This is a genomic window from Acetobacter ghanensis, from assembly GCF_001499675.1.
GTDB classification, from domain to species: Bacteria; Pseudomonadota; Alphaproteobacteria; order Acetobacterales; family Acetobacteraceae; genus Acetobacter; species Acetobacter ghanensis.
In genome coordinates, this window is the sequence record NZ_LN609302.1 from 37,796 (window position 1) to 50,028 (window position 12,233).

Annotated in this window: 9 protein-coding genes and 1 tRNA gene; 3 read left to right on the forward strand and 7 right to left on the reverse strand. The window is 57.4% G+C overall.

Annotated elements, in window-relative coordinates:
• Nucleotides 1-395 precede the first annotated feature (395 nt).
• On the forward strand, nucleotides 396-749 hold the full coding sequence (locus AGA_RS13610) for a hypothetical protein (RefSeq protein WP_231945849.1): 354 nt from the start codon (nucleotides 396-398) through the stop codon (nucleotides 747-749).
• Between the two features lie 361 nt (nucleotides 750-1,110).
• On the opposite strand, the gene AGA_RS00230 is transcribed toward AGA_RS13610, so the two are convergent.
• The gene (locus AGA_RS00230) at nucleotides 1,111-2,877 is read right to left on the reverse strand and encodes an RNA-directed DNA polymerase (RefSeq protein WP_059022509.1); all 1,767 of its coding nucleotides are present in this window, start codon (nucleotides 2,875-2,877) and stop codon (nucleotides 1,111-1,113) included.
• A 239-nt stretch (nucleotides 2,878-3,116) separates the two neighbouring features.
• Here AGA_RS00230 and AGA_RS13955 point away from each other — a divergent pair, with 239 nt between their 5' ends.
• Nucleotides 3,117-3,326 (forward strand): hypothetical protein, encoded by a 210-nt coding sequence (locus AGA_RS13955; protein WP_231945850.1) that lies wholly within the window; start codon nucleotides 3,117-3,119, stop codon nucleotides 3,324-3,326.
• A 625-nt stretch (nucleotides 3,327-3,951) separates the two neighbouring features.
• On the opposite strand, the gene AGA_RS00235 is transcribed toward AGA_RS13955, so the two are convergent.
• The 4 genes from AGA_RS00235 to gyrA form a co-directional block, all read right to left on the reverse strand.
• Nucleotides 3,952-4,027 (reverse strand) — tRNA-Lys (locus AGA_RS00235).
• A 151-nt stretch (nucleotides 4,028-4,178) separates the two neighbouring features.
• The gene (locus AGA_RS00240) at nucleotides 4,179-4,670 is read right to left on the reverse strand and encodes a peptidylprolyl isomerase (RefSeq protein WP_059022510.1); all 492 of its coding nucleotides are present in this window, start codon (nucleotides 4,668-4,670) and stop codon (nucleotides 4,179-4,181) included.
• Between the two features lie 43 nt (nucleotides 4,671-4,713).
• On the reverse strand, nucleotides 4,714-5,241 hold the full coding sequence (gene coaD, locus AGA_RS00245) for a pantetheine-phosphate adenylyltransferase (RefSeq protein ID WP_059022511.1): 528 nt from the start codon (nucleotides 5,239-5,241) through the stop codon (nucleotides 4,714-4,716).
• Nucleotides 5,238-8,042, reverse strand: a complete 2,805-nt coding sequence (gene gyrA, locus AGA_RS00250; RefSeq protein WP_059022512.1) for a DNA gyrase subunit A — start codon at nucleotides 8,040-8,042, stop codon at nucleotides 5,238-5,240. The genes coaD and gyrA overlap by 4 nt, the downstream gene beginning before the upstream one ends.
• A 233-nt stretch (nucleotides 8,043-8,275) precedes the next feature.
• On the opposite strand from gyrA, the gene AGA_RS00255 reads away from it, so the two are divergent.
• Nucleotides 8,276-8,473, forward strand: a complete 198-nt coding sequence (locus tag AGA_RS00255) for a YqaE/Pmp3 family membrane protein (protein WP_059022513.1) — start codon at nucleotides 8,276-8,278, stop codon at nucleotides 8,471-8,473.
• A 102-nt stretch (nucleotides 8,474-8,575) separates the two neighbouring features.
• Here the strand turns inward: AGA_RS00255 and AGA_RS00260 are convergent, their stop codons facing one another.
• A complete protein-coding gene (locus tag AGA_RS00260; protein ID WP_059022514.1) occupies nucleotides 8,576-9,994 on the reverse strand; it encodes an NAD(P)H-dependent flavin oxidoreductase in 1,419 nt (472 codons plus the stop codon).
• A 69-nt stretch (nucleotides 9,995-10,063) separates the two neighbouring features.
• The gene (pnp, locus tag AGA_RS00265) at nucleotides 10,064-12,214 is read right to left on the reverse strand and encodes a polyribonucleotide nucleotidyltransferase (protein WP_059022515.1); all 2,151 of its coding nucleotides are present in this window, start codon (nucleotides 12,212-12,214) and stop codon (nucleotides 10,064-10,066) included.
• Nucleotides 12,215-12,233: the final 19 nt, after the last annotated feature.

The window sequence follows — 12,233 nt, forward strand, 5'->3', positions numbered from 1 at the left end:
GAAAAGAGGGGTGGACCCCCGTGGCACACCTAGGTGTTTCAAATATACTATTCCTATAACCAGATGGTCACGAGCTACTGGTGGCGATCCGCGTCATTATACTCTTGAAGTAATAGTACGTGAAAAAGATTGGACAATTATGCACTTTCTATACAAATAAGGATAAAATATGGTAAAATTTAATTTCTTACCCTGCGATGTATTTCCGCATTTGAACGCTACATGTTCGATATACGAATTTGATGCGACAATCATTTATCCTCTTTCCTATGGAAATAAAAAAACTGCCATACAGAAATATATAGAATCGCATGCCGGGTTTAAAGAAAATTTTCCAGTAATAAATATAGATTCAATTATACCTTATGGATGGGAATATAGTCCGATCCATAAGCTTGCATTTCGGTGAAATAGAGGAAGAAGAGTTTAGTTACGAAGGGAATTTTGAAAAATACCCTCTAGCAACCCTTGAAATATTAGACATAGATACACAACAGGATAATTTGTATTTCAAAGAACAAGTTTCTGTTAAAATTGATAGAGAAAAGCGTGTTATATGTGTTGGTTTCGGGGAAAGAAAAGAAATATATCAAACCTTTTCTCTGGCAGATAATCTGATAGTACATGCAGATAAAGATAACAATCTGGTAGCTATGGTTTTTCGTAACTTCCAATGGATAGATATAGAAACTGAACCCAGCATTCCATGGCAGCATATGGGTAAGAAACGGTCTCTTTTTTTACCCTGACAAAATATCTGCGGAAATTATTTTAATGCCTGTTTGATGGTGTTCCGTTTGGAAAAGTAGATCTTCCGCTTTCCCTCCCAAGGCCGCCTGTCTGCTTAATGAATTTAAAGCAGACAGGTGGCGGTCGCCCTCAAGCCGGACATCGGAGTGGGGATGGCGGCTGCCCGAAAGTTGGCATTTTCAGGTGAACCGCAATAGACTGCGTTTGAGGACTTTTCTGCCGGTCCGCTTTGGCGAATGAAGACAGTCCGTTCGCGCTGAACTGCTACCCGTTCTTGGACCACCCAGCTTGCCGTTATCCAGCTTCTGCTGATAGCGGCGGCCATGTGCCGTGAATGAAAGACGGAAGTCACGTCAGAAGTCAGAAAGGTAGGTCATAGTCATCATCATCGTCAAAGTTGAATGGATTTCTCCAACGTTCCCAGTCATGGACATCGGAATCCGAGCCGTAGTCCTCGCCTAGAGTTTCATAGCGCCGGGACCGCGGCGGCACACTGGAGATGATTTCGATTGCGCCGCGAAGGATCGCCGAGCGGCGCCCCTCAAGAGCCTCTTGTAATTTAGGGCCGATTGCCGGGAGGGCCAGCGGCAGGTTAGTGGTGCTATTGTCGAAAAAGGAGACGTTGGCGTCGCGCATCGCACGAAAGTGCGTGTCGGCCTGGACGGCCTCTCGCGCGCCAGGGACCCGCCAAGTCTTGCGGATGCCCGCCTCATAAATCAGCATCCAATGCTCGCCGCGAAGGCTCTCAGTATTGACCGTGCCCGTCCAATCTGAAACCGCACCGCGTCCGCTCAGTAGACGCCGGGAGCGCAGCATTAGGACGAGGCAGGCGCAGATGCTGTTTTCGATACGCGCAACGAGAGCAGTGGCGCGCTCGCTCAACTTGATCTCGAGGCTACGGCAGAGCCAGAGCACCCAGACCACTTCGAAATGATGGTTGTAGGGCGCGTGATCCTCAATCATCCGTTCGACAAAGTCGTTGACCGCCGAGCCTACGGGATAGCCAGCCGCAGCATAGGTGCACAGGATTTTCACGACGGCGTCGAGGCAACTTGAATTCTCGCGTGCAACGCGCAGCAGGAATGGCTCATACAGGCCCCAGTTCTCGCGTTGGATCAGGACGCGGGAGGTTGTCCGCACCGCATAAGAAGCGATGCTTTCGTCTGGGTGTGACTTCGACAAGGCGATTACTTCGGTAAAGAAGCGCATCAGGTCGTGCCGTTGATCGCGCGCGGACGCGGCGAGCGACAGGCTGGCGATCGCTCCTGGCCAGCTCGCTTCGTTGAAATCGAGTGCCGCAGTGATCGCTGTCTTGGATGCGTTCAGTTGCAGGTCGAATTTCAAAACAGCGCCGCGCAGTGCGGCCAGATAGCGCTCGGCATCGACATGCGAGCCAAAGGCGAGAAAGAAATCGTCGACGTATCGATAGCCACCGAGAAGGCTGGCAGAAATGGCGGGATCGATCTCACGTTCGACTGCGCAGAGGATAAGTTCGGAAAGGATTCGCGAGCTATCTGGCCCAACCGGGATACCGATGGTCTGGCCGTCCTGACAGCCTCGCATCAAGAAATCGAGGCGGTTGCCGAGTAGGGTCGCGTCATGACGGTTACGTTTGGCGGTGCGCTTGTCGTGAAGCGCCCAAGGAATCGAATGGGTATAGATCGCGTGGTAGAAGCTGAGCACATCGGTCTGCAGTATTGCGCGGCTCGTAGCATAGGCCTTGATCCGGTGTTCCGCGAGCAAGGACAACTTGGGCATCGGCACGGCGCGGCTATCGAGAGGCGTGACCAGCGCCGGTGTCATGCTGATCGCCGACGTCGCCATCTGGGTTTCGATAGCCCTCCAGTTTTGGGCGAGGGCCTGCACCAGATAGTATTGGTTGATTGGGTTGGGGATAGCCAGCATCCGACGAGAATGCCCCTTCCGCGCCATGTCGAAGCGGCCACAGTTCGAGGGAAAGGGGTAGTTGCGCTTGTCCTTCGCAGGCAACGCGTCGGCATGAGTCTTCCAAGCAGCGGCGACGGGCGTGATGTTGCGGGCAAAGCTTACGCTGGTGAACGGCGGCGGAAGTTCCTTTGGCAAATAGCCGCGCCCAAGCAGTGCATCGATCCGAGCGTCCTCTTCCATGCATGCTAGCATAGCATTTTATTTGATTTCGTTACAATCGTGTGAAACGGACGGTCGAGCTTTTGAAGAGCCCAAAAACGGTCAGGCAGATGGCGGCCCAGCAGCGGCTGAACTGCGTCCGGTTATACCCGCCGGTCAGCAAGGCACCCCAACTGCTGCCGTTCGCTCTGTCATTTAGCGAGCCGGGAAGCGGTCAGTCTGCAGATGGTTGGTAGGCGTCATGAACCTGCGTGCTGCGAATGGCTACTTTCGGCTATCGCTTCCCGACAGCCGACCTTCCGTTCCCCCCCCCGGAGCTGAACTACAATCTCAACGAGGAGCTCGATGGAAAAGCGTTTCTCAATGGGCGGTTGATCGTGCGCGTCGAACGTGTTTCGACCTGTGTGTCAGCGGTCTCGACCCGAAGTGGCGTCGTCGGATCGCCGCTGCGGCGCGACCTGCTGGAATGAGACAAAATGTTTAATGGCGATCCTCGGATTGAGGCTCAGTCTTACTATTTGACGTTCGTCTATGCCGACCATCGGAACGACGATGTCGTATCCATGCCTATCACGGCGCATCCGGACCGTTTTGAAGACACGGCCGCTGTCAACCTTCTATCGTGCCAACCGAAACAGCATCATCACAAGTCATGATCTCTGCGTCGGTCGATCCCGCCGGAAACATAACGCTCGGCGGGTCTACCGAAGCAAAACCCGATGAAACAGAGCCTTTGTGCTGAACCAGAGTTCAGTAGAAATTCTCCAGACACCGTTTATCTCCCAAATGTTCCTAAAATTACTTATATAGTAAAAGCATATCGCAAAGGCTCTCTGCGGCCCTTGGCCTATAGGGACAAGACTAAGGCTTGCTTTCGCGCTCTTGCTCTACACAGGGCGGCGTAGGAGCGATGTTGTGGAGATGGGGGAGTTGTCTATCAAAGGTGGCGCGATCAGGATTACCCAGATCAAAACAGGAGCATATCTTGAGCTACTTATGCCGGCCCGATTGATTGAAGCGATAGATGCCATGGCTACGCTGCAAAAAAGAAATATTGTACAATTCTGCGCGGATTAGCATTTTTTTAGGGAGAAATGGTGAGCCGGGAGGGACTCGAACCCTCGACCATTCGATTAAAAGTCGAATGCTCTACCAGCTGAGCTACCGGCTCACACATGGAACCACGCGGTCAGGGACCGTGCGTGATGGGGCTGTTCCTAACTGGATTAACCCCTTGCGTCAAGCGCAGAAAGGCATTTTTCCGCCAGAAACCCCACAAAACAAAAACGGCCCGCCTGAGTGGGCGGGCCGCTTGCGTGGGATCAGGCTTCCGCCTTGTCCGCCGGGACCATTTTGGCAATCCGGTCGGGCTCATTCACCACGCCGGACATGCCGGAGCCGCGTTTGATCTTGTCCACGTTCTCCATGCCTTCAATCACTTCACCCACAATGGTGTACTGGCCATCCAGATGGGGGGAAGGTTCGAACATGATGAAGAACTGGCTGTTGGCGCTGTTCGGGTCAGACGTGCGGGCCATGCCAATGGTGCCACGTTCAAACTTGGCCTTGTTGGTAAATTCGGCCGGCAGGTCCGGCAGGTCGGAACCGTGCATACCCGTGCCCGTGGGGTCCCCACCCTGCGCCATAAAGCCGGAGATAACGCGGTGGAAGGGCACGTTGTCATAAAAGCCCTGTTCCGCCAGCGTGCGAATACGCTCCGCCGCTTTGGGCGCCAGATCCGGGCGCAGGCGAATAACGACGCGGCCTGCGGGCACATCCATATAGATCAGGTCTTTTTTATCTTCTGTGGACATCAGAAACTCTCCTGTTAATGCAACACCCAACCCAACGCGCGGGTCAGCCTGTGCGTTCGGCCAGACGGGCCAGCAGGCGCGCCTGTGTGTAGGGTGTTACGAACTCTGAAATATCGCCGTTATAGCTGGCAATTTCCTTCACCATCCGGGAGGAAATAAACTGCGTACGCTCGGACGCCATAAGGAACACGGTTTCTATTCCGCTATCCAGCCTACGGTTTACGCCCGACATCTGCACTTCGTAATCAAAGTCGGACAGAACGCGCAGGCCACGGAAGATCAGCGTGGCCCCATTCGCCCGCACTGCCTCCACCAGCAACGAGTGGAAGGAGACCACAGTCATGTCTCCCCCCGTGCGGGCCTTAATGGCTGGCAGAGCCTCGCGCACGCACTCCATCCGTTCATCCAGCGGCATAAGCGGGCTTTTGCCGGGGTTGCGGGCCACGCCAATAATCAGCCGGTCCACAAGCCTGCTGGCCCGCTCAATAACATCCAGATGGCCGACTGTAACCGGGTCAAACGTGCCGGCATACAACCCGACACGTCTGGGTGCGGCAACAGCACTGGTCATGTATCGGAACCAGCACCATCGTCAGACGCCTGCGGCGCTGCGGCATCGTCCGCCTCGCCCGCTTCATCCTCACCATCGTCCATGACCGGGAACACACTGGTAATGCGTTCCGCATCATTCAGCCGCAGCAGGGTCACCCCACTGGCCTGACGGGACATAATGCGCACCTGGTCCACCGGCACGCGGATCAAGCGGCCTGCATCGGTTACCAGCATCACATCCGTGCCCGGCAGCACCGGCAGCGTAGCCGCAACTTCCGTGCCCCGCTTGTTGGCGGAGAAGGTCATGTTGGTAATCCCCTGCCCACCACGCCCGCTTACGCGGTAATCATAGGCGGAGGAGCGGCGGCCAAACCCACCATCGCTCACAATCAGCAGCACTTCTTCCGCCGCTTCAAGCTGGGCGAAGCGTTCGGGGGTCAGGGCCTCGGTGCCAGTTGCACCTTCGTCCTCATCCCCGTCCGCCACGGATACGTCGGCATCATCCTCGGTGTCGGCTGCATTTTCGGCCCGGCGTTTGGCGTTGGCCATCCGCAAGTAGGCTGCGCGTTCCTCCACCGTGGCCTCAACATGGTTGAGCACGGCAAGGCTGATAACCCGGTCCCCTTCCGCCAGACGAATACCCCGCACACCGGAGGAACCGCGCCCTGCAAACACACGCACCGTGTCATCCGTAATCTGGAAGCGGATGCAGCGCGCCTTGCGGGTAGCAAGGAACACGTCCTGCCCTTCGCGGCAGGTGGCAACGCCGATCAGGCTATCGCCTTCATCCAGCTTCATGGCGATCATGCCGGACACGCGGATGTTGCGGAAATCGCTCAACCGGTTACGGCGCACACCCCCGCTGGCGGTGGCAAAGATAAGGTGCAGGCTTTCCCACAGTTCCTCATCCTGCGGCAGAGGTAGCACGGCGGTAATGGTATCCGTTCCCAAGTCTGGCAGCAGGTTGACCAGTGCGCGGCCTTTGGCGGCGGGCCCGGCCTCTGGCAGACGCCAGACCTTCTGGCGGTACACCTTACCACCGGAGGAGAAGAACATGACCCACTGGTGCGTGTGGGCGTTAAAGGAGCGCACCACAATATCATCCCCGCGTGTGCCTGCCCCGGTGCGGCCACGGCCACCACGGTTTTGCGCACGGAACACATCCAGCGGGGTGCGTTTGATAAAGCCTTCCCGCGTGATGGTCACAACCATCTGGCCGGGTTCGATCAGGCTTTCATCGTCCTGATCCCCATCATAATCCGCAATATCGGTTACGCGCGGCGTTATCAGTTCGGCGCGGGCGCGGGCCAGTTCCTCGCACAGCACTTCCATACGGCGGGGGCGGCTGCTGATAATTTCCAGCAGTTCGTTAATCCGCACCGCCACTTCGGACAGTTCGGACTGGATCTTGTCCCGCTCAAGCCCGGTCAGGCGTTGCAGGCGCAGTTCCAGAATACCGCGCGCCTGTGCTTCGGTCAGGCGGACCTTGCCGTCCACCACCACGTTGCCTTCATCGTGGATCAGGGCCAGCAGCGGTTCCACATCCGCAGCACTCCACTGCGCCGCCATAAGCGATTCACGCGCAGTGGCAGCATCCGGGGCGGCGCGGATAAGGGCGATAACCGCATCAATATTAGCAACGGCAATAACCAGACCAACCAGAATATGGGCCCGGTCACGCGCCTTGTTCAGATCATAACGCGAGCGGCGCAGAATGACTTCCTCGCGGAAGGCAATAAACGCCTCCAGCACGTCCTTCAGCCCCATAAGGCGAGGTTTGCCGCCATCCAGCGCCAGCATGTTCACGCCAAAGGAGGTCTGGAGCTGGGTAAAGCGGTAAAGCTGGTTCAGCACCACTTCAGGCGTGGCATCACGCTTGATTTCGATAACCACGCGCATACCCGAACGGTCGGATTCGTCACGGATATCGGCAATGCCTTCGACCTGCTTGGAACGCACCAGATCGGCAATACGCTCCTGCAAGGTAGCCTTGTTGACCTGATAGGGGATTTCCGTCACCACAATGGCTTTGCGGTCCTTACGGATTTCCTCAATATCGGCCTTGGCGCGGATAATGACGGAGCCACGCCCCGTAGCAAACGCGCTGCGAATACCCGAACGCCCGAGAATGGTGCCACCTGTGGGGAAGTCCGGCCCCGGCACAATTTCCATCAGCTCTTCAAGCGTCATATCCGGCTTGGCAATTAGCGCCAGTGTGGCGTCCACCACTTCCCCCGGGTTATGGGTGGGAATGTTGGTGGCCATGCCCACGGCAATACCGGTTGCGCCGTTGATGAGCAGATTGGGGAAAGCGGCAGGCAGAACCGTGGGTTCGTTCTCGCTCTCATCATAGTTAGGCTGAAAATCGACCGTATCGCGGTCAATGTCGGCCAGCAGGAAGGTGGAGGCTTTGGCCAGCCGCGCTTCCGTATAACGCATGGCCGCAGGGCTATCCCCATCGACCGAACCAAAGTTACCCTGCCCGTCAATCAGCTTGACGCGCATGGACCAAGACTGCGCCATACGCACCATGGCTTCGTAAATCGAGCTATCACCATGTGGGTGATATTTACCCATGACCTCACCGACCGCGCGGGCCGACTTGCGGTAGGGCTTGTCGTGCGTAAAGCCACTCTCGTGCATGGCGTAAAGGATGCGCCTGTGCACCGGCTTCAGACCATCGCGCACATCGGGCAACGCACGGCTGACAATTACCGACATCGCATACGCGAGGTAGGAGGAGCGCATCTCCTCCTCAATGGTCACGGGCAGAAGGTCTGAAGGCTGCGGTGATCCGGTCTGGTCAGAAATCTCGGTCAAGGTTCATCCGTTCTGTCATGCTGCGCGGGTTCCGGGCCGTAGCCTGCACTCCGCGCCAAATCCACCTGAACACCGGTTGCCACGGTGCCCGGTATTTTCTAGCACACAACCCCCGCAAACTACTAGCGCTGGCCGGGTTTTTGGTCGGCATAAACCAGCCTGTATGCGTGATTTTCTTGCTCAGCGCCGCTGGCTGTGGCCATCATGGCCAATAACCAAGGAGTTTACGAATTATGCGCCTTTTACTTGCCCTGCTTGTGCCGTGGCTTCAGTTCTTTACCATTGGCCGCCCATTTGCAGGCATTGTCTGCCTTGTGTTGCAGGTCACGCTTATTGGCTGGATTCCGGCCACCATCTGGTCGGTTTATGCGCTAAGCCAGTACACAACAGACCAGAAGATTGCCCGCATGGGCCGCTCCGCCAGAAGCTAACGCCACAACAACAAAAAAGGCGGCCCCCAGTGTGGGAAGCCGCCTTTTTGCACACCCTCGCCCATAGGCCCAAAGAGCCTGAATGGGCCGGGCAGATGCCGCTTACTTACCCGTCATAATCCGGTCAATAAGCTGTTTAGTCGTGGGCACAAAGCCGTTGGCATAGAACGGGTCCGTGCCAAAGCGCCACGCATTGGTGCCGCCAAACATCAGGTTTTCATCCATCACCTTGTCCGCATCGGGGCCAGAGGCGTGGGCGGCGGCCTGAAGTGTTTTTTGAATACAGAAGGAGCGCGGGTCCGCCCGGTGCCCGTTGCTGTAGCTGGGGCCACGCTGGCTCCAGTTGGAGAACTTGCATTCGGACAGGCAACCCATGCAGTCCGTCTGGTCCGCCACAATCATGCGGGCCCGGTCGGGGGTCACAAAAATCAACGTGGAATCGGGGGTGCGCATGGGCTCAACAAACCCTTCGCTTTCCCACTGTTTTACACGCGCCACGTCCTCAGGTTTAAGGAACACTTCGCGCTTGCGTGGCCCCACGCCGTAAGGTGTTGTCAGCTCATCCGTGGCTTCGGTCGCAAACGGAACCTGATGTTCCGCACGCTGGCGCAGCTCATGCAGGAAGCCATTATTCACAGCGGAAGAGTAGAACCCCGTGGGGGAGAAGCGGTTGAGGTACACATCGCCCTTCTTCAGGGTCAGCAACCGGCGTTTCCACGCATCGGGGATCGGGCTTTCCTTGGTTAGCAGCGGGCGGGTGCCAAACTGGAAGGCAATCGGCCCCAGTTCTTCACTGTCAATCCAGTCCTGCCACTCTTCCAGCCACCATACGCCACCGGCCATGATGATGGGGGTATTATCCAGCCCAAAGCCACGCATGGCCTGCCGCAGGGCCAGCACACGTGGGTAGGGGTCTTCTGGCGCAAACGGGTTTTCCGTGTTGGACAGGCCGTTATGCCCGCCTGCCCGCCACGGGTCTTCGTACACAACGCCGCCCAGCAAGTCCGGCGCCTTGCAGTAGGAGCGCTTCCACAACGCATTAAAGGCGCGGGCGGAAGAAACGATAGGGTAGTAGTGCACGCCAAACTGGGCAGCAATATCCGCCAGCCGGTAAGGCATACCCGCGCCACAGGTCAGGCCGTGGATCAGGCCCTTGGCCCCTTCCAGCACCCCGGTAATCACCCGCTCGGAAGCGGCCATTTCCCACAGGATATTGGCGTGGATGCGCCCTTTACCGCCCGAAACCTCGTGCGCAATCTGAGCCTGCGCAATGCCGCCACGAATGGCGTAGTCCACAAGCTCCTCATGCCGTTCCCGGCGGGTGCGACCATGATAAACCTGCGGGACTGGATGACCTTCCGCATCGTAGCTATCTGCATTGACGATGGAAATCGTACCAGCACCCCCCGCAGCAGCCCAGGCCCCGGCCGATGCTCCTGTGGAAACAGAAACACCCTTACCGCCTTCTACCAGCGGCAGGACATCCGCCCCCCCCATGCGAAGCGTGTTAATCGCCTTCATGACTATCCTGTCGTTTCTCTAGATACCCGAGTCTGGTCCGCCACGCGCTAAACCCGCGTGTGGGATGCCTTATTCGGCATCCCGGCGCGGTGCGCGGGCAGGTTTTTCACCCACGGTTTCCGTAATGTCGGCACCCGTAGCCTGATCAACAACGCGCATGGACAGTTTAACCTTGCCGCGGTCATCAAACCCAATGACCTTGACCTTAACCATGTCGCCGTCCTTCACCACATCGGTGGTGCGGCCAACGCGGCCCTGTGCCAGTTCGGAAATGTGGACAAGACCATCACGCGCGCCAAGGAAGTTGACGAACGCGCCAAAGTCGGCGGTCTTAACGACTTTACCATCGTAAATGCGGCCCAGTTCAGGCTCGGCCACAATGCCGTTAATCCGGTCCAGCGCCTTTTTGGTCTGGTCTTCGGCTGTTGCGGCAATGGTGATGGTGCCATCGTCACCAATATCCACCTTCGCACCCGAATATTCCACGATCTCGCGGATAACCTTACCGCCAGAACCAATGACATCACGGATTTTTTCGCGCGGCACCTTCATGGTGGTGATGCGCGGCGCCGTGGTGGCAACGCTCGTGCGGTTTTCGGTCAGCGCCTTGCTCATTTCGCCCAGAATGTGCAGGCGGCCATCGCGCGCCTGACCCAGAGCGATCTTCATGATTTCGGGCGTGATGGACGTAATCTTGATGTCCATTTGCAACGCGGTCACGCCAGCTTCGGTTCCGGCCACCTTAAAGTCCATGTCACCCAGATGGTCTTCATCACCCAGAATGTCGGACAGGACGGCAAACTTTTCGCCTTCCTTAATCAGACCCATGGCAATACCGGCCACAGGGCGCTTGAGGGGCACACCGGCATCCATAAGGGCCAGCGAGCTACCGCAAACGGTCGCCATGGAGGAGGAGCCGTTGCTTTCCGTAATTTCGGAAACAACACGCACCGTGTAGGGGAATTCCTTGCGGTTGGGCATCAGCGGGTGCAGGGCGCGCCATGCCAGCTTGCCATGCCCGATTTCACGACGGCCGGGGGAGCCAACGCGACCGCACTCACCTACGGAGTAGGGAGGGAAGTTGTAGTGCAGCAGGAAGTTGGTGCGGTATTCGCCTTCCAGCGCATCAATCACCTGTTCGTCCTGACCGGTGCCCAGCGTGGTCACAACCAGCGCCTGCGTTTCGCCACGGGTAAACAGGGCGGAACCATGCACGCGGGGCAGCACGCCCACTTCCGGCACAATCGGACGCACGGTTACGAGGTCACGCCCGTCAATACGCTTGCTGGTCTTGAGCACGGAGGTGCGGACCACGTCGGCTTCCAGATCCTTGATCATGGGCTTGGCGGCGGCTGCGTCCAGCTCGGCGGCTGTCAGCTTTTCCACAATGGCTTCACGCGCGGCCTTGAGCTTTTCGTAGCGGACCTGCTTCTGCTTTTCCTTGTAAGCATCGGCAATCAGCTTGCGGCCCAGCTTGTCCACCTGCTTGCGCAGGGCGACTTCTTCCTTGCTTTCGCTCGGCAGATCCCACGGTTCCTTGGCGGCGTGTTCGGCCAGCGCAATAATGGCGTCCAGCACCGGCTGGAAAGCGGTGTGGCCAAAGGTCACGGCTTCCAGCATCACTTCTTCGGACAGTTCGGATGCTTCGGATTCCACCATCAGCACGCCTTCGGCGGTACCGGCCACGACCAGATCAAGGTCGGTTTCCTTAAGCTGTTCCAGCGTGGGGTTGAGGATGAACGCGCCATCCTGGAAGCCAACGCGGGCAGCGCCCACGGGGCCGAAGAACGGAATGCCGGACAGGGTCAGCGCAGCCGAGCAGCCGATCAGGGCGGGAATGCTCGGGTCGTTTTCCATGTCGTGGGTCAGCACCGTGGCGATGACCTGCACCTCATTACGGAACCCTTCGGGGAAGAGGGGGCGAATGGGGCGGTCGATCAGGCGGGAGACCAGTGTTTCGTTTTCGGAAGGACGGCCTTCACGCTTGAAGAACCCACCGGGGATCTTGCCTGCTGCGTAGGCTTTTTCCTGATAGTTGACGGTCAGGGGGAAGAAGTCCTGACCCGGCTTAACGTCACGTGCGCCAACAGCGGTACACAGGACCACGGTTTCGCCGTACGTAACCAGCACCGCGCCATCGGCCTGACGGGCAACCTTACCGGTTTCCAGCACCAGCGGGCGACCGGCCCATTCAATTTCTTTACGGAAATAATTAAACATTCTGTCTTCTCATCTTCTG

Excerpts from the sequence above, each read along its gene's own strand:
- AGA_RS00230 (WP_059022509.1), bottom strand. The coding sequence starts at position 2,877 with ATGGAAGAGGACGCTCGGATCGATGCACTGCTTGGGCGCGGCTATTTG.
- AGA_RS13955 (WP_231945850.1), top strand. The coding sequence starts at position 3,117 with ATGGCTACTTTCGGCTATCGCTTCCCGACAGCCGACCTTCCGTTCCCC.
- AGA_RS00240 (WP_059022510.1), bottom strand. The coding sequence starts at position 4,670 with ATGTCCACAGAAGATAAAAAAGACCTGATCTATATGGATGTGCCCGCA.
- coaD (WP_059022511.1), bottom strand. The coding sequence starts at position 5,241 with ATGACCAGTGCTGTTGCCGCACCCAGACGTGTCGGGTTGTATGCCGGC.
- AGA_RS00255 (WP_059022513.1), top strand. The coding sequence starts at position 8,276 with ATGCGCCTTTTACTTGCCCTGCTTGTGCCGTGGCTTCAGTTCTTTACC.
- AGA_RS00260 (WP_059022514.1), bottom strand. The coding sequence starts at position 9,994 with ATGAAGGCGATTAACACGCTTCGCATGGGGGGGGCGGATGTCCTGCCG.
- pnp (WP_059022515.1), bottom strand. The coding sequence starts at position 12,214 with ATGTTTAATTATTTCCGTAAAGAAATTGAATGGGCCGGTCGCCCGCTG.